We start from the raw sequence: 21803 nt of genomic DNA, 5'->3' as shown, positions 1-21803 counted from the left end.
TTCATACCCCTTTTATTTTAGTTCATTTAAAAAGCTTTTTCCGAAGTTAGGCATTTTCACTTTAAAATTATCTGCAACAGTTGCTCCAATATCAGCAAATGTTTCTCTAATAGGAAGTTCTTTACCCTCTGACATTTTCTTGGAATAAACAATTAGTGGAACATATTCACGTGTGTGGTCCGTTCCGGGTGCAACTGGATCATTTCCGTGGTCAGCTGTAATAATTAACAAATCGTCTTCTCTTAACTTTGCAAACACTTCCGGCAGGCGGGGCATCGTATTCTTGAAGTGCATTTCCATAGCCTTCTGGGTCGCGGCGATGTCCATAAAGCGCATCAAAATCAACTAAATTTAAGAAACTCATTCCCGTAAACTCCATATCCAGTGTCTGCACAAGCTTATCCATACCATCCATATTGGAGATCGTTCTTAAGGACTGGGTAACTCCTTCTCCATCATAAATATCTGAGATTTTTCCAATCGCAATGACATCCAAGCCAGCGTCCTTCATCTCATTCATTACAGTTCTATCAAACGGTTTTAATGCATAGTCATGACGATTGGCCGTTCTCTTAAAATTACCCGGTTCACCCAAGAATGGACGAGCAATAACACGGCCAACCATGTATTTTTCATCAAGAGTTAACTCGCGAGCGAACTTACAAATCTTATATTGCTCTTCGATGGGAATAATTTCTTCATGTGCAGCAATTTGAAGCACTGAATCTGCAGAGGTGTAGACAATCAATGCTCCTGTTTGCATATGTTCTTCCCCTAGTTCATCAAGTATTTCCGTTCCACTAGCGGGCTTATTTCCAATAATTTTTCTGCCTGTGCGTTCTTCCAATTCAGAAAGAAGCTCATCTGGGAATCCATCAGGGAATACACGAAAAGGTGTTTGAATATTTAAACCCATTATTTCCCAGTGCCCTGTCATGGTATCCTTGCCATTCGATGCTTCCATCATTTTTGTATAGTAAGCTAAGGGTTTTGAGGCTTTTTCAATCCCTTTAATTTCACGGATATTACTTAAACCTAACTTGCCCATGTTAGGCATGTTTAGACCGTTCATTCTTTCAGCAATATGTCCAAGCGTATCGGCACCTTTATCACCGAACTTATCCGCATCAGGTGATTCACCAATTCCAACAGAATCCATTACGATTAAAAAAATACGTTTATATGTATTTCCAGCCATTCTAGTCTTCCTCCTTTTTCTAAACGAATGAAACCTTTCTAATTAATAAAAATAGAGTACCCTTATTAAAATAGGATTATTAACCAATTAAAAAATTGTAATGTCAGAAGTCTGACCTCTTTATTTTACTAAACAATAACAAAAATACAAGAAAAAGCTGCCAATAATTTTGGCAGCTTTTCGACACTTTTATTATATTTATGTAACTAGTATCCTATTAAGCTCTCGGATGGAATTTGCTATAGACATCCATTAACCTTGTCTTCGTTACTTGGGTATATATTTGCGTTGTAGAGATATCAGCGTGACCGAGCATTTCTTGAACTGCTTTTAGGTCGGCACCATTTTCCAATAGATGTGTCGCGAACGAATGCCGAAGTGTGTTCGGTGTTAACTCACTTTCAATACCAGCCTCTTGAGCCAGCTTTTTTAGGATTTTCCAAAAACCTTGACGAGTTAATCTTTTTCCTTGATGGTTTAAAAATAATGCAGTATTAAGGTGATTTTCCTCTAGGAAATTCACAGCGTGATTTTTCCGTAGAAAATTTATTCTGCCTTTATCCATGTAATCTTTTAGTGCCTCGGCTGCTGTTTTTCCGATTGGAATAATACGTTCTTTATTATTGCCGCTGACGGTGACAAAACCCATAGTTACGTTCACATGATCTACATCTATTTGAATAAGCTCACTCACACGGATGCCGGTAGCATAAAGAAGCTCCAGCATGGCTTTGTCCCTTAAACCAAAATGCCCTTGTCCATTGGGAAAATCTAAAAGTTTTTCAACTTCCTTTAAGCTTAAAACCTTTGGAATTGACCTTTCTAATTTAGGAGGTTCAATAAGGACAGAAGGATCCTGATTCGCTACCTGTTCCCGTAGCAGAAATTGATGAAAAGCGCGGATAGAAGCAACATGTCTTGCTAATGTTTTAGTGGATTTTCCTTGCTCCTTTAAAAAGGAAAGGAAATGTACAATATGAGCCCGCTGGATTTGATTACTTGTTTCAATTGCTTCTACATTTTTTAAATAGTGAAGATACGTTTTTAAATCACGTTCATATGAAAGCAGCGTATTCTTAGCCACTCTCTTTTCGACGAGTAAAAACTGCATAAAATTTCTCAAATGATCATCCATTGATACTACTCCCCATTTAAGTAAAACAAAATCAGCCGATCCAGCCAGACAGGATTCTCATCTTTATTTAAAGTTGAAACCTTTAAAGCAGATCCTTCCGGTGAATCATAACGGTGATAATTTTGGTACTCCTCATTTACCCACATAATACCATAGTAAAAGAGTATCGTACATCCAGTGAATATGATAAAAACCTTTAAGGTTTGTAGTACTACTTTAATAAAAGAGAGCATTTACCTTCCCCCAAACAGTTTAGCCTAGTAAAAGATATGCCAATTTGTCCAACTTTTATACCTAGAGTTACTGTTTTGGAGGAATTAATTTTGTCAGGGTTTATTTCGGAAGAAAAAAAGCCCTTTTACTTTAAAAGGACTTTTGGTATTATTCTGAAGTTTCTTCATCTTTTTCTTTATCCTGACAGCGGTAGCAGATGCCATGGAATGTAAGGCGATGGTCTTTTATTTTAAAATTCCATCTACGTTCAACTACGGCTTCTACCTCTTCAAGAAGATCTTCTTGGATTTCATCCACCGCTCCGCATTCAATGCAAACAAGGTGATGATGAAAATGTGCTGCCCCTTCTTGGCGAAGGTCATAACGCGAAACTCCATCACCAAAGTTAATTTTATCAACAATTTTTAATTCAGTTAGTAATTCAAGTGTACGATATACGGTTGCCAATCCGATTTCAGGCGACTTTTCCTTAACGAGGAGGTATACATCTTCTGCACTTAAATGATCCTCTTCATGCTCTAACAATACCCGAACGGTTGCTTCACGTTGAGGTGTTAGCTTATAGCTTGATGAATGCAACTGCTTTTTAATTCTCTCAATCCTAGTTTCCATCCCGAAGTCCCTCCCTCGCCGCTGCTATTCTCATTATAACAGATGAGAAAGAGGTGTCAAAATAAAATAATTATAAACAAGAGATTATATTTACTTTTAAATAGTAATAATTATAAATTAAGCGACCCCATCATTGATTTCATCAGCCATGGTGATACGTAAGCTTCTACACCAGAAGCCGCAGAAATAAGAATGACAGCTACAACAAAGGTTATAATGTAGTTTTTAAAAAATGGCATAATCGGTTGTCCATATGTCTTAAAGAATTGTTTTTTTATCATTCTCAATGAGAATATAACGGATAAAGCAGCCATCAAAATGAAAACGGGAATGATAATCAAATTTTGCGGCAGAATGGACACAAGTGCAAGCAAAAATCCTTTCAAACCCAATTGACTAACTAAAAAACCAACCGTAAAACCTACCACTAAACCTTTTATAAATAGTAGAATAAGGATTACAGGCAATCCTATAATTGAGATCCCTAAAATCCAGATTAACCCTATGAACTTGCTGTTATGAAGAAAACTTTGTGCAAATAAGTCATTATTCTCAGCTACTTTTCCATTAAGTATTTGACCAAAGAATTGTGATAAATAGTAAAACAAATCTTCTTTTTGGGTGATGCTCATGCTATTTACGACAATTGCTCCAAAGATGACACCCATTAAAAATAAAATAACAATAAATAAAAAAATTGAGGAATGCTCACGGAAATAACTAGCGGCATCGTTCTGGTACAATCGTTTCTTCATCTGCAGTCCCTCCTACTCTCCTAATCAGTTAATACATTTTATGCCTCTCTAGTATTTCTATGACGATAATTTAATAGAATTACTATAAAAGAAAAACCCAACTTTTTATTAGTCGGGTTTAATCATTATTCTGAAATTTTTCCATATTTTCCGCCGCCGCCGGCTGCTAAGGTCACTTTTCCTTCTCTTGCTTTCATAATCAGTTCAGCAACTTTTGGCGGAACTACTTCAGTCAATGCTTGAAATGGAACTTCATGCAAAATAGCCATTTCTGAACCAAAATGATTGACGAGCTTCTCGAGTAATTTTGGTCCTAATCCAGGGATAAACTCTAGTGGGACTTGATGGATATAAGGAGGACGTCCCTTAGGAATTTGATCTGCTGTCTTCAATTCAAGAATTCGATCAGCTACACCTCTAACAATCTGATTTCTTCCGCATTGAGTACAAATTTGATCTTCCTCACCAGCCGGATGTAGGCATTTTGCGCAGACGGTTTTATGATACTTACCCAGGAGCGGATCTAATCCGTAATTCGCTAGAATATGTCGACCGTCAACATTTCTCAATGCCTTCCATAATTCTTTAAAAGAAAGTTCCTTCATCATTACAACCTGATATTCACGGGCAATTTTCGCCAGGGAGTGAGCGTCTGAGTTCGTCACAAATGTATAATTATGTAATTCGCTAATTTGGTCAGCCATCCTTGTATCAGAACTTAAACCAAGCTCAATTCCATCAATCAAGGCAGGGTCGAATACTTCTGTTAAGGACTTATTGACACCTTTACCGTATAGGCTTTTAAATGGTGTAAATACATGAGCCGGAATAAATAAGCCGCCTAGTTCTTTTACTTTTCTTTGTAATTCAAGACCTGTTACATATATCCGCTGCGAACTTAATTGGACATTTTTTAAATTACCAGCCAGCCAATTAGAGAACTCTCTCATGATGGCGATTGTAGGGAGAAACACAAGGACATGTATCGGACCATTGCATTGTTCATCGTAGATCTCCAACTCCGAACCGGGAATTACCGTTAAATCACCAAATGTTAAGCCGCCATCACGATGTTCAACCATGCTTCCACTTGAAACTAGACTTTCCATTTCAAGAATTACTTCTGGTGAGTGGCTGTCGATAATTCCAATCATATTGAGCCCTTTTTCATGCCGGGCGTGCTCAATGATATTGGTAAACGTCAATGATTTCGCACCTGTTATTTTTACAGGCTTACCGGTCCAGGTCCTTCCGATATGAATATGTAAATCTACATAATAACGTTTCATTTACTTTCTACTGTCTCTTGAAGCTGTAAGTATTGGACAGCATAAGCAGTTTTAGCATCATAAATTTTTTGTTCCTTTATATATTGAATGGCTTCATCAAGTGATATTTCCTCGATGTTTACAAACTCATCTTCATCAAGCGCAGCGGAATTTTCTTTCTTTGTTAATCCTTTGGCTACAAATAAATGAACGATTTCATCTGCAAAGCCTGGTGATGTATAAAACGAGATCAGCAGCTCCAAACTTTCACAAACATAACCTGTCTCTTCCTCTAACTCACGTCGTGCACAGAGAGCCGGCTCTTCGTCCTTCTCTAACTTTCCTGCTGGGATTTCAACAATTGTCCGCTCAAGAGCTTTACGATATTGTTCAACCATAACAATTTTTTTATCATCGGTCATAGCCAAAATAGCGACTGCCCCTGGGTGTTTAATAATTTCTCTTTTTGACTGTTTTCCATTTGGAAGCTCAACATCCTGCAGATGAAGGCTAATAACTTTTCCTGAAAATATTTCTTCGCTATGTATCGTTTTTTCAATAAGATTAGTCATCTATGTCACTCCTGTTCTAATTCGCTATATGCTGCTCATACATTTTACCATACATTATTTGGAGGGGTATGGATGAAGGTATACGTGCATGATAAAGGAATTATTCTTGTAGGTAAGGGTTGGGAGATAATCCAAAAGCTAAAAGAATACAATAAGCATTATGCGACAGTTGCCGAATGGGTTGAAAATGTCTCCCCAAAATAACCTTTCTATTTGTAGTTTACCCCGTACTTAACTAAAATTATAGAAAAGGACGGGGTGATCATTTTTGAAAAAAAGAAAACTCGGAAACTCTGACTTATGGGTAACAGAGTTAGGCTTAGGCTGTATGTCGATTGGAACTGAGGAGAAGGCTGCGAGAGAGATCATTGAGACAGCGTTAGATGAGGGCATAAATTATTTTGATACAGCAGATTTATATGATTTTGGCGCAAATGAAAAAATCGTCGGTGCTGCCTTAAAGGGAGTGCGTGAAAACGTCATACTTGCGACAAAGGTTGGTAACCGCTGGAATCCAGATAAAACAGGATGGTCTTGGGATCCGTCCAAATCGCACATAAAGGAAGCCGTCAAACAAAGTTTAAAACGACTTGGGACAGACTATATTGATTTATACCAGCTGCATGGAGGCACAGTCGAAGATAATATTGATGAAACAATAGAAGCTTTTGAAGAATTAAAGTCAGAGGGCTATATCCGCTTTTATGGAATTTCATCCATTCGACCTAACGTCATTCGCGAATATGTTAAGAAGGCTCATGTTGTATCTGTAATGATGCAATATAGTATTTTGGACCGACGTCCTGAAGAAGAGGCATTTCCTTTGCTGAATGAGAATGGAATTAGCGTGGTTACTCGCGGTCCGCTCGCAAAAGGGTTACTAAGTGATAAAATGCTGGAAAAGGTGTCGCAAAAAGGATATCAAGATTATAGTGAAAAAGAGCTGCTGGATGTCTTACCTCTCCTAAGGGACAAGCTGGCATCGGACCGCTCATTTACCGAAATAGCCCTTCAATATAATTTGGCACATCCTGCTGTCGCTTCTGTTATTGCTGGAGCTAGCAGTCCTAAACAAGTTAGACTCAATGCACAATCCATTAAAAGCCAGCCATTAACCGAACAAGAAGTTACCTTTATTAAAGAGATTACTAAGGCTGGAATATACAAAGAACATCGTTAAAAATAGGAGACCGATTTGGTCTCCTATTTAAATTCCTTCCAGTTCATCCCGCTCTCATTTAGCAGTTCCTCAAATGATTTATTTTTTTCCTTCAGGCGGCGTTCTTCGCGTTTCCGTTGCTCTTCTGCTTCTTTCTTACGCTCTTCTGCTGCCTTGAGCTGGTCCTGCTGTTCTTTTAACTGCTTGATTAATTCCGGATTAATCATATCTTTAAGCGTTACCGCTGCTTCTTCTTTTTTTGGTTTAAATTGATTTTTTTGTTTCGTCTTCTTTTTCATCCTAAAATCCCCCATAAACATTATTCCATATGTATTATAGCATCATTTATGATAGAAAAAGCAGGCTGTTATGTTACTCAGCCTGCCATGCTTTTTAATAAGCTTCTAGAACCACGTTTTCGTCCACTGCTAGTGTTGCCTCTGTGGAGTTCACTACATCTTCGACAGTAAATCCTCTTGCTACTTCAACCAATTTCAGTCCGGTGTCCGTTACATCCATTACTGCACGTTCTGTAATAATTCGGTTAACCACACCTTTTCCTGTTAACGGAAGGGTGCATTGTTTTAAGATTTTTGATTCTCCGCGTTTATTGACATGCTCCATGATGACAATGATTTTTTGTGCTCCATGGACAAGATCCATGGCACCGCCCATTCCTTTTATCATCTTACCTGGTATCATCCAGTTCGCGAGGTCTCCTGTTTCAGAAACCTCCATCCCGCCAAGGATTGCTAGATTGATATGACCACCACGTATCATTGCAAATGATTCAGCACTATCAAAATAAGAAGCACCACTAATTGCTGTAACCGTTTCTTTTCCGGCATTGATTAAATCTGGATCTACTTCTTCTTCTGTCGGATAAGGACCAATTCCAAGTAATCCATTTTCCGATTGAAGAACAACCTGCTTATTATCCGATATATAATTGGCAACCAGCGTCGGCATTCCGATTCCTAAGTTCACATAAAAACCGTTTTCGATTTCTTTCTCTGCCCGTATTGCAATTCTCTCTCTAACAGAGACCATTGGCTCTCACTCCCTGCAGCAATCTATTTCCTAACGGTCATTCTTTCAATCCGTTTTTCTTGCTTGCCTTCAATAATCATCTGAACGTAAACGCTCGGAGTATGGATAAAATTCGGGTCGAGTTCCCCAATTTCACAGAGTGTCTCTACTTCGGCAATCGTTACTTTTCCTGCTGCCGCTATCATCGGGTTAAAGTTTCGTGCGGTTTTGTGGTAAACAAGATTTCCCATCTTGTCTCCCTTCCATGCCCTAACAAAACTAAAATCAGCAGTAAGTGCTTCTTCTAATAGATACTCCCTGCCGTTAAAAACTTTTGTTTCTTTGCCATCCGCAATCGGTGTTCCTACCCCGGCAGGAGTATAAAAGGCTGGTATACCTGCTCCGCCTGCTCTTATTTTTTCCGCTAATGTACCTTGTGGTGTCAGCTCTACTTCAAGCTCACCTGCTAGAACCTGTCTTTCAAACTCCTTGTTCTCCCCCACATAGGAACCTATCATTTTCTTAATCTGTTTATTTTTTAAAAGAGGCCCAAGACCCCAATCATCAATTCCACAGTTATTTGAAATAACGGTTAAATCCTTCACACCCTTATCAACCAATGCTTGGATTAGATTTTCAGGAATGCCACACAAACCGAAACCACCAACCATCAACGTCGCTCCATCATGAATATCAGCGACAGCTTCTTGGAAGGATGTACTAATTTTCTTCATCGTGTCGTTTCTCCCCTCATTGCAAGGTTTATGCTAACTCAACGATCGTTGCTACCCCTTGACCGCCGCCAATACAAAGAGTTGCTAATCCTTTTTGGGCGTTTCTCCGTTTCATTTCATGAATCAGCGTAACAAGAATTCTTGCACCGCTTGCACCGATTGGGTGACCGAGTGCTATTGCACCGCCATTAACATTTAAGATATCTTTATTAAATTGAAGTTCGCGGTCAACTGCTAGTGCTTGCGCAGCAAATGCCTCGTTTGCTTCAATTAATTCAATCTCTTCCATAGAAATTGAGGTTTTTTCTAGAGCTTTTTTCACTGCTGGAACTGGACCGATTCCCATAATGCTTGGGTCAACACCAGCACTTGCATTTCCTTTAATGGTTACTAAAGGTTTAATCCCTAATTCATCTGCCTTTTTCCTGCTCATCACAACTAAAACAGCAGCTCCATCATTGATTCCGGAAGCATTGCCTGCTGTTACGCTGCCATCTTTTCTGAATGCAGGGCGTAATCCAGATAGCTTTTCGGCTGTTGTCCCTTTTTTCGGATACTCATCTGTATCAAAAACAATGGGATCACCTTTACGCTGTGGAATAACGACTGGCACAATCTCATCTTTAAATATACCTGCTTCAATTGCCTTAACTGCCTTCTCTTGACTCCATGCAGAAAACTGGTCTTGTTCTTCTCTCGTAATGGAATATTTATCAGCCAAGTTTTCAGCTGTAAGTCCCATATGATATTGGTTAAAAACGCATGTCAGGCCGTCACTTGTTAACGTATCGATTAATTTTTGATCACCCATTTTAAATCCTTCACGGGCATTTTTTAATAGGTATGGTGCTTGGCTCATATTCTCCATACCTCCAGCAACAACAATTTCAGCATCTCCTGCTAGAATTGCCTGTGTTGCTAGGTGAACAGCCTTTAAACCAGAACCGCAGACTTTATTGATCGTCATCGATGAGACGCTATCAGGAATACCTGCAGCAATAGCAGCCTGTCTAGCCGGATTTTGCCCAAGACCTGCCTGCAATACGTTTCCTAGAATAACTTCGTCTACCTGTTCTGGCCTTACACCAGCTTGTTCAAGTGCTCCTTTGATAACTGTTGCTCCTAATTCTGGTGCCGATACATTTTTTAAACTTCCGTTAAAATTTCCTAATGCTGTACGAACAGCGCTAACAATCACTACTTCTGTTTGGCTCATTTTTTTTCTCTCCTTTTATGTACTTATTCCTTATACTAATTCGATTACGAGCTCTGAAAATCCTCTTATTTTTCAAAATTTCATTTATTCTTCATTATTAGAATTCAATACCTATATAAATGAAGTCCTTCGTCATCATCTATTTTTTAACATGAATAATCACACTTCCATTTAAGCACCTTATTAATGAAACCACTTCGAAGGGAGTCTGACGGTTATGAGCCAAAAGCGTGATAAAGGATACAGCCAAAAAGGGAAGGATTATGCAGAATCTGCGGGCACAGGGAAGCGAATGATTGCCGCTGAGGAACTAGAAAAAGCACTTCATCCTACGAAGAGACAAAATGCTGAGCAATAAGAAATGCGAAAGCGCCTTGTCCAGAGGCGACAGGCATAAGACTAGCCGGCGAGAAGGTTGCTTTTTAACCTTCTTGACGGATTGTCGGAAATGTGGAGGCGACTGCCCTGGGACGAAGGCATAAGACGAACCCTGCAAGAAGGCGCTCTTTGCCTTCTTCAGGGGGCGGCTTATGACTCGAGTCCCAAGGAGCCGAAACTAGACAAGCTTATGACCCCGAGCCTCTAGGCGCTGGAGCTAGACATAATTAATTTTTTCTAAGCCGCTAAATGGAGTTAGCGGCTTTTCCTATGTTAAAATAAAAACCAACATTAATTACCAAATAATGACTACAAACGAACCTTTTGGAGGTGTACTTGTGAGAAAGGCGTTACGAGCTCTTCTAATTTCATTCTTGATTACATTTTCTTTAGGTTTTTATTTTACAAATAGGCTTATGTATATGAAAAAAAAGGATGAACAATTTATTGTGCAACGTGAAAAGGAAGCAGGCAGATTTAATCCCGAGCATTTCGAATCACTTCCTAAGCGAGAGGTAATCATTGATTCCGCTTTTGGCTATCCCATTAAAGCTCTGCTGGTAGAACCACACGAGTCCAATCGCTACGTCATTATTTCCCACGGTGTGACGGAAACAAAAATTAATTCAATTAAATATATGAATCTTTTCTTAGAACGTGGATTTAATGCGATGATCTACGACCATCGCAGACACGGTGAATCTGGCGGAAAGACAACCAGCTTCGGCCATTATGAAAAATTTGATTTAAAGGCCGTTATTGATTGGTTAAAAAACGAGAAAGGTCCTACACTTACGCTCGGTATTCATGGGGAATCGATGGGGGCAGCTACGATGCTTCTGTATGCCGGAATGCTTGAGGATGGCGCTGATTTTTATATAGCGGACTGTCCGTTCTCTGACTTGAAAGAGCAAGTATCTTATCAACTAAAAAAAGAATTTAAGAATGTTTCAACATTATTAATTCCCATTGCTGATTTTATTTTGCGCCTTCGTGAAAAATATTCGATTCGTCACGTCTCTCCAATTTCCGTTATTGAAAATATTAAACATCCCATTTTATTCATTCACAGCGAAAACGATGATTTTATTCTACCTGACATGACAAAGGAGTTATATGAAAAAAAACAAGGTCCGAAAATGCTTTATCTTGCTGCAAACGGCCGTCATGCTCAGTCTTTCAATGAGAATCCTGAAGAATATCGAACGGTTATAGATGAATTTTTGCAAAAATACGTTGAGAAAGCTTAACGTCAGTGACTTATAGAATATATCTGCGTTACCTAAAAAAAAGACTGCCCAAGTGTTAAGCACCCGAGCTGATAGATAGACGGAAAATTTCCGCTTAATTAGTAATTATTATTAAACAAGGCTTAAATAGACGGAGAAATTCCGCCTATTGACTCAAAAAATTCAAAAATGGGAGATTTTTCTTTGATTAAGCGGAAAAACTCCCCTTATATCCCCCGGAACGAGCTCCATTCTGCATTTAACCGGAAAATCTCCGCTTATTTTACTTTTGCAGATTACTCGATTAAGGACAAGACATCTTAACTTAAAAGAGAGTGAGTTTTTTCTCAAAAATCTAATAGAACCTCATTTCGGTGCATACCGGTACGAAACGGAACCCTTTACCAAGTAGGTCAGTCTGTCTTTTCTGTAACAACAAAACTCATATATCCATTTAAGATTTGCTGTGGGCTTCTTAGTTGAAAGCTATTTGTTCCTTTTGAAAAATCAATCTTCATCTTTTCATCAAAGAAAACGGCTTTCGACTTTTCCATATATACATTTTGTTCGTTTGTCTCTATTGTAATATCGTCTTTATCAACTTCGGGTACATACCACAATGCAATCACACCATTTACGGCACACCCGCAATCTTCCGTATCGTACTTAAGCTTTAAGTACCCTTCCCGGCCATTTATTTTCTCATTAAGCTTCTCAGCAGCTTCCGCTGTTATGGTAATCTCCATGTTTAAATCCCCCCTAGTTGGCATACGCTGATTGTAACATAATTTTTTGCAGTTGCTGGAATTTCTGCTTACTTGTGTTTTCCTCCTATTCAATATATTCTGAAAACAATGCAATTACTTTTAAAAGGAGTGTTATAAATGTCAAAAGTACAAATTAAAGTAAACGATAATGGTTCACTGCGGATTACTGGTGAGGTAGAATTGCTCGATGGTGCCGGAAACGTCATGGAAACGAAGCCAGCCTTTTCTCTTTGCCGCTGCGGATTTTCCAACAACAAACCTTTTTGTGATGGTTCTCATAAAGGGAAATTTGACTCCCAAGTGCGAGTAGCAAAAGAAGAGTAATGTCTTCTACAGAAAAAGGACTTCCGTGGTAATGGAGTCCTTTTTTCTATCAATTATTGAATTTTTTCTAAATGACGTACAAGTTGTCCGTAATGGCCCGTTACGTGCTTAACGATTAAATGGTCGACTAAAAAGGATAACGGCTTTCCGTCAAAGTTTGGATTATAACTTGGAGCTGTTTTTACTAAATCCTCTTCTGTCACTTTTACAAGCGCTGCCTCTACTTTCGGAACTAACTTTTGAAGTGCAGTTATCGCATCCTCTTTCTTAATACGTGATACAACGTTTTCATCAACTGCAGCTAAGCGACGCACATGTTCATGATTACGTCCCCATTTTGCACCAGGAACTACTAGCAGCGCTTCCAAATCAGCAACCCAAAAATCAACTGCTTCTAATATATGTGAAACAATTTGCATTGCGGACCATTCTGTTTCAGAAGGTTTAACATAAAGTACAGCCTCATCCTTATTATTCAATACCGCTGTAATATCATCTATACTCTTTTTAAACACTTCCAATTTTTCATTCAGTACTGTATTTGTCATAAAATAAGCCTCCTTATATTCCACTACACAAATTAAAAAAATGCGCTAGAGTTAGCTCTAACGCGTTTTTTTATAAACTAGCAATCTACACGTTGGTAATTTTTATTGAAATAGCCATATAGGAAATCAACAACATTGTAATCAGTTGGTTTGTGCTTTTCGAAAATAAAGTTGCGAAGTGCAAGTGCCGTTGGATCCTCCGCATGAATAATTTCGCCCCATCTGCGTGCTGATCCTTGTACCATTGCAGATCGTGGGATTCGAATTTCTTGGTATGCTTTAAATGCTTCCTCGTAGGATTTATGTTCTTTTAATTTCTCACCTAATACAAACGCATCCTCGAGTGCTTGAACGCCGCCTTGAGCTAAATATTGAAGCATGGCATGACCAGAATCTCCTAATAGCGTAATGTTGCCGTTTGTCCAATTGTCAATTGGTTCACGGTCATACATTTGCCAGCGGAATTGACGGTTAATGTAAGTTAAAGCGTTTTCAACCTTTGGATGACAATTTTCAAAACGACGTGTCATTTCTTCTGGTGTTCCCCAGTCTTCTACAGTCGCATCATATGATTTAAATACGACTACTTGGTTGTAAAGCTCTCCGCGACGAACTGGGTATTGTACCATGTGTAGGTTTGGTCCAATCCACATGATTACATCGTCTAAGTCTAAGTTTGCGGTAGTAGCCACTTCTTCAATTGGAATCGTTCCACGGTAAGCTACATACGCAGAGTTTACAGGTTTATCATCAACTAGCTGCTTACGCATGTTTGATTTTACCCCATCTGCACCAATAACTGCTTCTGCACTAAACGTTTCACCATTTTGGTTAACAATGGTTACAGTATCATTATTTTGTTCTGCAGTTTGAATACATTGGTTTGTAAAGAATTGGATATTGTTGCTTTTTTGACATGCTTCATAAAGAACTCTGTGTAAGTCAGAGCGATGTAATACGATATATGGCTGGCCGAATTCTTTTTGGAAACCTTCCCCTAAATCAAGAGTTGCTAATTCTTTTGCAGTATAAACATCTTTTAGGACAAGGCGTTTTGGTATTACCGCATGTTTTAAGATTTCTTCCTTTACACCTAAACGATCTAAAACTTCTAATGCATTTGGCGCTAACTGAATACCTGCGCCGACTTCCCCAAATTCAGGCGCTTGCTCAAAAATTGCTACTGATTTACCCGTTTCTTGGATTGATAGTGCTGCCGCTAAACCACCAATTCCTCCACCTACTATAATGATGTCGCTTACATTAGTCATTGACATTTCCCCTCCAACTGAGTTATTATCTTCCACAAATAGTGAACTTTGTTACCTGATAAGAAAACTTTAAATCATTTTTCACCAATCCGTCAACAAAAACTTTTAAAATTTAGAAATTTCTATTAATCAATTTTTCTACTACTATCCAAAATCAACTGAAAAATGGGGTGATCATTATGACAACTGAAACAAAAACAATCGGTATTCAGTCATTACAAATTGGGTTAAACATATTAGAAATCTTAGCAATGGAAAAAGAACCCCTAAAGTTTACTGATATTCAAAACCTAACTGCTATGACAAAAAGTAATTTGTACAAATATTTATCTACACTATCCCAATTTGGATTAATCTATCGTAATCCGCATACAAACGCGTATACGCTTGGCCATAAATTAGTACAGTTAGGAAATGTTGCTTTAAGTCAAACTTCTTTAATAGAAGTGGTAATTCCGTATTTCAAAAAGATCACTGAGAAAACGAACCTAACAGTACTACTGGCTGTTCCTTCTAAAAAGGGGCCACTCGTTTCATATATTTTAAGTGCGGATTATGGAATAAATATCGGTGCACAAATAGGGACACACTTACCGCTCTCCTCCTCTACTGGCATTGTTTTTTCTGTTTTTGAAAAAGACGTCCTAATGAAAGAATGGGAAGAAGAAGAATTATCGAAGTTCAATGAAAGTGAATTACAGCAATTTCAAAGTGAAAAAGAAAAAACGAAAGAACTGTTTTTTGTATCAAAAACGGAACCCCTAGTAAAGCACGTCTCTTCGTTTAGTGTCCCTATACTAAATTACAACCATGAACTACTAGGTGCGATTACTATCGTTGGTATAACAGAGACAGTACCAAAATCGGCGGACCATCACACTGGGCAATACGTTCTTAATGCAGCAAGGGAAATTTCAGAGTATTTCGGTTTTGAAAAATAAAATCTGAAAACAAATAATATTGACAATCTTTTTAAAATCTTTTAATATTTTTATAAATAGTGAACTAATTTCATAATTAGTGAAAAAACAAGGAGGCAACTATGAAACTTATTAATTTTACTGTCGCTGGATATACACGTGCAGGGGCAATCGTTGATAACAAGGTAATCGACTTAAACTATGCTTACCAAGCACAGTTAAAAGCAGAAGGAAAATATCGATACGAGGCAATCGCAAAAGCATATGTGCCGGATAATACCGACGAATTATATCAAGGTGGTAAAGAATCGATTCAACTAGCACAAAATGCAATCGATTTCATCCTAGCTAATCCTGAAAGCTTTGATAAAAAAGTGATTTACAATCTCGAGGAAGTTAAGGTAGAAGCGCCAGTCGGGCGTCCTGGAAAGATTATCTGTGTTGGTCACAACTACCGTGAGCATATTTTAGAAATGGGTCGTGAAATTCCATCCAACCCTGTTATTTTTGCTAAATTTGCTAATACGATTTTAGGACCAGAGGACGATATTCCACACTATCCAATTTCTGATCAACTTGACTATGAGGCAGAATTTACTTTTGTTGTTGGCAAACAAGCCCGTAACGTTAGCGAAGAAGAGGCATTAGACTATGTAGCAGGATATACGATTACAAATGACGTAACTTATCGTGACATTCAACGACGCACGCTTCAATGGTTACAAGGAAAAACAGTAGATGGCAGTGCACCAATGGGGCCATATTTGGTTACTTCCGATGAATTACAAAATCCATCTGGCTTAGACGTTGTCCTAAAAGTAAACGGTGAAGTACGTCAAAAAACCAATACTGCTAATCTAGTATTCTCCGTTCAGAAATTAGTAGCTTTCTTATCCAATTTAATGACTTTAGAGCCAGGGGATGTTGTTTTAACAGGAACTCCTGGTGGAGTTGGAGTTGCGATGAATCCTCCGCAATTCTTAAAAGATGGAGACGTAGTTCGTATTGAAATCGACCAAATCGGTGCACTTGAAAATAAAGTAAAGGCAACCGAAGCGGCAGTTACTGTTTAATTAGGCATTGTAAGGGGTCAAGCAGCATTACGCTGCTCCCCTCTTCTCTATCAAATTGACTAATAAAGGAGAATGAGAAATGGCTGAAGTAAATCCGGAAGTTCAAGAATTTATGAAAAGTTCGATTGTAACCGATTACACAAGAGATATTCAACAATACAACTTAGGACCCCTTTGGGAAGCAATTCCTACAATTATGCATAAAACGCCAAAGCCTCAAGCACAAGCTTATCTTTGGAGCGATGAATTAATCAAAAAGAAAATGGGTGAAGCGGCTCAAATCTTTACACCAGATCGCGGCGGTGAACGTCGTGCGATTTATTTTCAAAATCCCGGCTTAACGTATCGGGAACCTTGGGGATGGGGATCTACTACTCAAACGATTTATGCAGCGGTGCAAATGTTATTGCCAGGTGAAAAAGCGCCATCTCACCGGCACTCACAAAGTGCATTACGCTTTATTTCTGAAGGTTCAGGCGCATATACAATCGTGCAGGGCGAGCGTATTTTCATGGAAGAAGGCGACTTTTTAATTACTCCAAAGGGCTTATGGCATGGGCATGCCCATTTAGGTACTGAGCCTATGTATTGGATGGATGCTTTAGATATTCCTACTATTTACGCAATTGGCGGTACCTTCTTTGAACCTTTTGAAGATGGTTTACAGCAGCCAGATATTCCGGATAATTTTTCAGAGAGACGTTATCGCGGCGGCATGGTTCGTCCTGTTGGTGATGATAAATTTACCGTTGCTCCACTTGCTAATTATAAATGGGACCGCACGGTAGAAGGAATTAAAGGCTTGATGGAATTCGATCCAGATCCATATCATGGATATGCAGTCGAGTACATTAACCCATCTACAGGTAAATCCGCTAACCCAACGCTTGGCACTAGAATGCAGCATTTACCAGCAGGTTTCCAAACAAAAGCATTACGTCATACACATTCAACTGTTTACCAAGTGCATAAAGGTGAAGGTTTCACCGTAATCAATGGCGTTCGCTTCGATTGGAAAAAAGGCGATTACTTTGTCGTTCCAAACTGGGCTTGGTATGAACACTCTGCCTCAGAAGATTCCTACCTATTCTCAGTCAACGATTTACCAATTATGAATCGTTTCGACTTGGAACAAGAGCAATCGTTTGAAGAAAATAACGGCCACCAAAAAATTACTGGTGAATTTAAAGCGGATTTCCGTTAATAAATATCAAAAACAAGAGCAGATCCGATTAGGATCCGCTCTTGTTATGTTTAGACATCTGTAATCCTAATATCTGCAATGGCAGTAATCGGAATTCGGTGAACTTCTTCAAAGCGATCGACAACATGAAGCCGTTGTGCCATTTCGTCCCAATAATGAATTTTCCCAATGACGATTTCATAATTTCGATTTCGATAATGAGTAATGGTAACGAATTGGTCGAATTCAATCGCTTCAGATAAAGTCATATTCATGAGTTCAAGCTGCTGCTCATCGATTTCTTTCCGCTCCTCATATTGATCTTCCTTCACCCAGTCTCTAAGCAATTTAATATGCTCAGGAAGCATCATCGAAACCCATTTGATTCTTCCGCGGTCACGAATCATTCACTCTCTCCTCCTTACTACGTTGTCGGAGCGTAAGCAGCCCAGGAGCTTACGCTTTTCTTGCTGTCCAAGCAGCAAGCAGCCTATAGGCGCTTACGCTTTTCTGTTTACCTCTTATGTCCACCGACGAGTGTGGCCCGGTGCTTTGCCGTTCCAGCAGTTGTATAGGAAACAGCCCGTAGCAGGGAACCTGACCCAAAGCGTCTGCGGATAGAATCAACTACATAGCCAAGCTCCCTCCGCTTAACCGCACCCATGTCAAACAGATCCAGCTGAAACTCATGATCATCGACGATATTTCCGATACTAATGGCAATTTGCCTTACCGTCTTTCCTGTATAATGTTCGTTGAATAATTCGAGACAGACGCGGTAAAGATCCATCGTTACATTCGTTGGCTGCTTGATGGTTCTGGATCGGTGAAAGCCGCCGCCAAGTTCATCTTGACTATAGCCAATACTAAGGCTGATAGTCCTCCCCGCTTTACGGCGCGATCTCGCTCTTCGGGCTACTTCTTCACACATTTCCAAAATTACATGCTTTATCTCTTCTTCTTCTTTATAATCTCTTAAAAGAATTTGGCTTTTTCCAAAGCTGATTTGCCCCTCAACCAGGGGTGCTCCCAGGTCTGAAAGGTCTACTCCCCAGGCATGATGATAAAGCTGATTTCCCATGATTCCGAATTTCTTTTCCAGTGCTTCTAAATCATAGCGAGCCAGCTGGCCAACCGTAAAAATGCCCATCCCATTTAGCGTTTTTTCTACACGCCTGCCGATTCCCCACATTTCTCTTAGCGGTGAAACCTTCCAAAGCTTCTTTTGAACGTCCTCATACTTCCATTCAGCAATTCCATGCTTCTTTGCTTCAAGATCGAGGCAAAGCTTCGACAGTAACATATTAGGACCAATTCCGACCGCACAGGGAAGCTGGAACTCACGTTCAATATCATTCTTAATTTTCTCTGCAATCGTAAAGGCGTCCCCCCATAAAGGAAGTGCCCCATCCACCTTGATAAAACTTTCATCAACGCTATACGTATGAATGGCTTCCTTTGGTACATAACGATTAAATACGCGGGTGATCTCAGTAGAAATACGCAAATAAGTTGCCATTTTGGGCTCGACTACTTGAATGCGGGGATCATCGGGAATCTCAAATAGTCTGGAACCTGTTTTAATTCCAAATTCTTTCTTCAAACGTGGTGATGCCGCTAGCACAACACTTCCATTCCGTTCTTTGTTACCGGCCACAGCTAGATAGCAAGTCAAGGGATCAAGACCATGCATGACAGCGGAACAGCTGGCATAAAAGCTCTTCATGTCGACGCATAGAATATGATTGTGCGGTAACGTGCTGTAATCCACCATGACTTTTCCTCCTATTATTATTTTTCGAACATTTGTTCTTTATATTATATACACATCTTAAACGAATATACGTTCGTATTCAATGGAAATTTTTTGACATGTTTCATGGTTATGGTTATTTTTCTGAGGGAAAAAACAGTATAATTATGAGTGAGGTGCACATTCATGGAGAAAAAATTGGTTATTAAAATGGTTAAAAATTGCTTTAAACAATACTATTCCGAAGTGGATTCACTGCCAATCAGCAGTAATGATTTAGAGGCGCTTGCAGAACGGATTATCCAAATAAAAGCAGAACAGCCTACGGTAGAATTATACGAGGCTGTAAATGACACGGTATACGAATTTTTAACAGGATGAAAACACAAAAAACCGCTGTCGCGGTTTTACTTTTTGTTAAATGCTTTTTTTCCAATGCGTTCAAACAGTCTTGGAAAGAGAACATAAACAACGCTTCCCATGTTCATCCAGCGCGGCAAATTAATTTCTCTCGTTTTCGTCAGCATACTGTCAACAACTTTCCGAGCAACATATTCAGGCTGAAGCATAAACTTTTGAACATTTTTAACATAGGTACCTTTTTCATCGGCGATGTTAAAAAAGTTTGTCGCAATCGGTCCCGGGTTCACAGATGTTACCAGAACATTGAAGTCACTAAGCTCCATTCTAAGTGAATTCGTGTAGCCAAGAACAGCATGCTTAGTAGCCGAATACACACTTGATTTTGGCGTAGCAATTTTACCCGCCTGGGAGGCAATATTAATAATATGGCCAAAACGGCGTTCACGCATTTTTGGAAGCACCATGCTTGTGCACGCCATCAGTCCAACAACATTGACATCGAACATCCCTTTAATTTCATCCATAGTCGCTGCATGGGCTTCACGAAATACACCGAAACCTGCATTATTAACCAGGATATCTACCTCACCAATCTCAGTAAAAATAGTTGTAAAAACTTCCTTCACTTTATCAGTATTAGAGACATCTAATTGATAGACCTCTACCCTCACTTGATGCTTTTGCTGCAATTCCATTTGCAGCTGCTTCAGCTTTTCTATACTTCTTGCAATTAGGACAAGGTTGGCACCACTTTTCGCACAAAGCTTGGCGATTTCCGCACCTATCCCCCCGGATGCACCGGTAATGACTATATTTTTACCCTTAAGTTGTTCCTTAACCATACTCACACCTCATCTAGCTTGATAAAGGACTGGTTGATGATCCTCGCTACTACTAATCTCGCCGATTGAGGCTAAATAGTCAAGCTGGCCCACTGTTTCCGATAATGTTAATATCAATTCACGCTTATACGCCGCAGGAAAAAGCCGCTTGCAAAGTTCAAATACAGTATGCTGCTCCTCTTTTAGCCAATTATTAACCTTCATTGCCCGTTCGTGTTGATGAATCAGTCTTTTTTCAATTAGCTCTTTTAATTGGAAAACTTCCTCGCCATGTCCTGTGTAAACGAATTGAATTGGATAAGATAACAGCTTTTTCATCGAATGATTATGCTGCAGCTGAGGCTTGGGTCTATCAATTTCACCTGGTGCTGGCATCTCTAGGAATGGATTCGGTGAGATATGTGCAAGAACCAAATCCCCTCCAATAAGAATTCCATCTCTTTCTCGAAATAGAGCGATTTGACTCTGGGCATGGCCTGGTGTAGCAATGACTTTCCATTCACTTAACCCAGGCGGAATCATTCCTTCAACCAGTTCTCCCGTCAATGAACGGTTACAAGAATATTTGAATGACTGTCTTAACGTTGAAAGCGACGGAAAATATTCTCCCGGTAAACCAAAGTTATGAAATTGTCCACGAAAAAAATTCTCTTGTTCTTGAAAGAATGCCTCTGTTGGTTTAATCCATCGTTCATTCAGGTGATGACCATACACCTCAATCTTATCTGATAAAAAATCGAGCATTCCAACATGATCTGCATGATGGTGGGTAATAATCACCTGTTCAATATCATCTGGACCTACTTGTAAATCACCCAACTGTGCTTTGAAGGAATTCCAAGATTCCTTCGTTTTTATACCTGCATCCACAAGAGTCAGACGCTCCCCTTTAATTAAGTAAGCATTAACGTCCCCGACTGCAAAAGGAGTCGGCATCGATAATTTCGCAATTCCATCTTTCCATTCTGCCATTAAAAAAACTCCTATCGTTATTTTTAAATAGAATGTGAACATTTTTTGACAATTATTATATAGTAAGTGTAACGAATTTCCCTTTCGATTGTCATTATTTTTGCATAATAAATTTAAAATAAATAAAAAATTCAGATTTATATCACTTGACAGAAGAGCCGTTATCTTGGATAATCACTAATAAAATTTGATTCGTCATTCACGATAATTAAGACCAGTAAATGAACGGAAGCTAGACCTTTCGTCCTTTTCGGATGAGGGGTCTTTT

The 21803-nt window shown here is 39.1% G+C and carries 26 protein-coding genes and 1 pseudogene; 9 read left to right on the top strand and 18 right to left on the bottom strand.

Going from position 1 to position 21803, the window contains the following annotated elements:
* Positions 1-12 precede the first annotated feature (12 nt).
* The 7 genes and pseudogenes from deoB to QFZ28_RS10500 all read right to left on the bottom strand — a co-directional run bounded on the left by deoB (position 13) and on the right by QFZ28_RS10500 (position 5774).
* Positions 13-1198: pseudogene (gene deoB, locus QFZ28_RS10530) on the bottom strand (phosphopentomutase).
* Positions 1199-1415: 217 nt separating this feature from the next.
* Positions 1416-2333, bottom strand: coding sequence for a site-specific tyrosine recombinase XerD (gene xerD, locus QFZ28_RS10525; protein WP_307194583.1), 918 nt, complete (start codon positions 2331-2333; stop codon positions 1416-1418).
* A gap of 5 nt (positions 2334-2338) precedes the next feature.
* Entirely contained in the window at positions 2339-2566 is a 228-nt protein-coding gene (locus QFZ28_RS10520; protein ID WP_307194582.1) for a YqzK family protein, read from the bottom strand.
* A gap of 148 nt (positions 2567-2714) precedes the next feature.
* Positions 2715-3179 carry a ferric iron uptake transcriptional regulator gene (gene fur / locus QFZ28_RS10515; RefSeq protein WP_307194581.1) on the bottom strand — a complete coding sequence of 155 codons (465 nt, stop codon included), beginning with the start codon at positions 3177-3179 and terminating at the stop codon, positions 2715-2717.
* A gap of 110 nt (positions 3180-3289) precedes the next feature.
* A complete protein-coding gene (spoIIM, locus tag QFZ28_RS10510; protein ID WP_307194580.1) occupies positions 3290-3934 on the bottom strand; it encodes a stage II sporulation protein M in 645 nt (214 codons plus the stop codon).
* 125 nt (positions 3935-4059) lie between these two features.
* Positions 4060-5223, bottom strand: coding sequence for an endonuclease Q family protein (locus QFZ28_RS10505; protein ID WP_307194579.1), 1164 nt, complete (start codon positions 5221-5223; stop codon positions 4060-4062).
* Positions 5220-5774 (bottom strand): NUDIX hydrolase, encoded by a 555-nt coding sequence (locus QFZ28_RS10500; RefSeq protein ID WP_307194578.1) that lies wholly within the window; start codon positions 5772-5774, stop codon positions 5220-5222. The genes QFZ28_RS10505 and QFZ28_RS10500 overlap by 4 nt, the downstream gene beginning before the upstream one ends.
* 72 nt (positions 5775-5846) lie before the next feature.
* On the opposite strand from QFZ28_RS10500, the gene mciZ reads away from it, so the two are divergent.
* Positions 5847-5978 (top strand): Z-ring formation inhibitor MciZ, encoded by a 132-nt coding sequence (gene mciZ, locus QFZ28_RS10495; protein WP_307194577.1) that lies wholly within the window; start codon positions 5847-5849, stop codon positions 5976-5978.
* Positions 5979-6042: 64 nt separating this feature from the next.
* Positions 6043-6954, top strand: coding sequence for an aldo/keto reductase (locus QFZ28_RS10490; protein ID WP_307194576.1), 912 nt, complete (start codon positions 6043-6045; stop codon positions 6952-6954).
* A 23-nt stretch (positions 6955-6977) separates the two neighbouring features.
* On the opposite strand, the gene QFZ28_RS10485 is transcribed toward QFZ28_RS10490, so the two are convergent.
* The 4 genes from QFZ28_RS10485 to QFZ28_RS10470 form a co-directional block, all read right to left on the bottom strand.
* Positions 6978-7232 (bottom strand): YqkE family protein, encoded by a 255-nt coding sequence (locus tag QFZ28_RS10485; protein WP_307194575.1) that lies wholly within the window; start codon positions 7230-7232, stop codon positions 6978-6980.
* Positions 7233-7326: 94 nt separating this feature from the next.
* A complete protein-coding gene (locus QFZ28_RS10480) occupies positions 7327-7983 on the bottom strand; it encodes a 3-oxoacid CoA-transferase subunit B (RefSeq protein ID WP_307194574.1) in 657 nt (218 codons plus the stop codon).
* A gap of 23 nt (positions 7984-8006) precedes the next feature.
* Entirely contained in the window at positions 8007-8696 is a 690-nt protein-coding gene (locus tag QFZ28_RS10475) for a CoA transferase subunit A (RefSeq protein ID WP_307194573.1), read from the bottom strand.
* A gap of 28 nt (positions 8697-8724) precedes the next feature.
* Positions 8725-9912: an acetyl-CoA C-acetyltransferase gene (locus QFZ28_RS10470; RefSeq protein WP_307194572.1), complete on the bottom strand. Its 1188-nt coding sequence runs from the start codon at positions 9910-9912 to the stop codon at positions 8725-8727.
* Positions 9913-10129: 217 nt separating this feature from the next.
* Here QFZ28_RS10470 and QFZ28_RS10465 point away from each other — a divergent pair, with 217 nt between their 5' ends.
* Positions 10130-10270, top strand: a complete 141-nt coding sequence (locus QFZ28_RS10465; RefSeq protein WP_192649748.1) for a hypothetical protein — start codon at positions 10130-10132, stop codon at positions 10268-10270.
* A 358-nt stretch (positions 10271-10628) separates the two neighbouring features.
* Positions 10629-11540 (top strand): alpha/beta hydrolase, encoded by a 912-nt coding sequence (locus QFZ28_RS10460; protein ID WP_307194571.1) that lies wholly within the window; start codon positions 10629-10631, stop codon positions 11538-11540.
* 392 nt (positions 11541-11932) lie between these two features.
* On the opposite strand, the gene QFZ28_RS10455 is transcribed toward QFZ28_RS10460, so the two are convergent.
* On the bottom strand, positions 11933-12265 hold the full coding sequence (locus QFZ28_RS10455) for an iron-sulfur cluster biosynthesis family protein (RefSeq protein ID WP_307194570.1): 333 nt from the start codon (positions 12263-12265) through the stop codon (positions 11933-11935).
* 138 nt (positions 12266-12403) lie between these two features.
* On the opposite strand from QFZ28_RS10455, the gene QFZ28_RS10450 reads away from it, so the two are divergent.
* On the top strand, positions 12404-12610 hold the full coding sequence (locus tag QFZ28_RS10450) for a CDGSH iron-sulfur domain-containing protein (protein WP_307194569.1): 207 nt from the start codon (positions 12404-12406) through the stop codon (positions 12608-12610).
* A 53-nt stretch (positions 12611-12663) separates the two neighbouring features.
* Here the strand turns inward: QFZ28_RS10450 and QFZ28_RS10445 are convergent, their stop codons facing one another.
* Positions 12664-13158, bottom strand: a complete 495-nt coding sequence (locus QFZ28_RS10445; protein WP_307194568.1) for a DinB family protein — start codon at positions 13156-13158, stop codon at positions 12664-12666.
* 77 nt (positions 13159-13235) lie between these two features.
* Positions 13236-14429, bottom strand: coding sequence for an FAD-dependent monooxygenase (locus tag QFZ28_RS10440; RefSeq protein ID WP_307194567.1), 1194 nt, complete (start codon positions 14427-14429; stop codon positions 13236-13238).
* Between the two features lie 179 nt (positions 14430-14608).
* On the opposite strand from QFZ28_RS10440, the gene QFZ28_RS10435 reads away from it, so the two are divergent.
* The 3 genes from QFZ28_RS10435 to QFZ28_RS10425 all read left to right on the top strand — a co-directional run bounded on the left by QFZ28_RS10435 (position 14609) and on the right by QFZ28_RS10425 (position 17626).
* Positions 14609-15370, top strand: a complete 762-nt coding sequence (locus QFZ28_RS10435) for an IclR family transcriptional regulator (protein ID WP_307194566.1) — start codon at positions 14609-14611, stop codon at positions 15368-15370.
* Positions 15371-15471: 101 nt separating this feature from the next.
* Positions 15472-16422, top strand: coding sequence for a fumarylacetoacetate hydrolase family protein (locus QFZ28_RS10430; RefSeq protein WP_307194565.1), 951 nt, complete (start codon positions 15472-15474; stop codon positions 16420-16422).
* A 79-nt stretch (positions 16423-16501) separates the two neighbouring features.
* Positions 16502-17626, top strand: coding sequence for a cupin domain-containing protein (locus QFZ28_RS10425; RefSeq protein WP_307194564.1), 1125 nt, complete (start codon positions 16502-16504; stop codon positions 17624-17626).
* A 50-nt stretch (positions 17627-17676) separates the two neighbouring features.
* Here QFZ28_RS10425 and QFZ28_RS10420 read toward each other — a convergent pair whose 3' ends face one another.
* Together QFZ28_RS10420 and QFZ28_RS10415 are read right to left on the bottom strand one after the other, a co-directional pair.
* Positions 17677-18012: a YolD-like family protein gene (locus QFZ28_RS10420; protein ID WP_307194563.1), complete on the bottom strand. Its 336-nt coding sequence runs from the start codon at positions 18010-18012 to the stop codon at positions 17677-17679.
* A gap of 107 nt (positions 18013-18119) precedes the next feature.
* Positions 18120-19379 (bottom strand): Y-family DNA polymerase, encoded by a 1260-nt coding sequence (locus tag QFZ28_RS10415; RefSeq protein WP_307194562.1) that lies wholly within the window; start codon positions 19377-19379, stop codon positions 18120-18122.
* Between the two features lie 165 nt (positions 19380-19544).
* Between QFZ28_RS10415 and QFZ28_RS10410 the strand changes: the two genes are divergently transcribed.
* On the top strand, positions 19545-19739 hold the full coding sequence (locus QFZ28_RS10410; RefSeq protein ID WP_307194561.1) for a YqzH family protein: 195 nt from the start codon (positions 19545-19547) through the stop codon (positions 19737-19739).
* Positions 19740-19765: 26 nt separating this feature from the next.
* On the opposite strand, the gene QFZ28_RS10405 is transcribed toward QFZ28_RS10410, so the two are convergent.
* Together QFZ28_RS10405 and QFZ28_RS10400 are read right to left on the bottom strand one after the other, a co-directional pair.
* A complete protein-coding gene (locus QFZ28_RS10405; protein ID WP_307194560.1) occupies positions 19766-20563 on the bottom strand; it encodes an SDR family NAD(P)-dependent oxidoreductase in 798 nt (265 codons plus the stop codon).
* A gap of 9 nt (positions 20564-20572) precedes the next feature.
* Entirely contained in the window at positions 20573-21535 is a 963-nt protein-coding gene (locus QFZ28_RS10400) for an MBL fold metallo-hydrolase (protein ID WP_307194559.1), read from the bottom strand.
* Positions 21536-21803 lie beyond the last annotated feature (268 nt).

This window comes from Neobacillus niacini (assembly GCF_030817695.1).
Classification (GTDB): Bacteria; Bacillota; Bacilli; order Bacillales; family Cytobacillaceae; genus Neobacillus; species Neobacillus niacini_F.
This window is presented reverse-complemented; position numbering and strand designations above follow the sequence as displayed.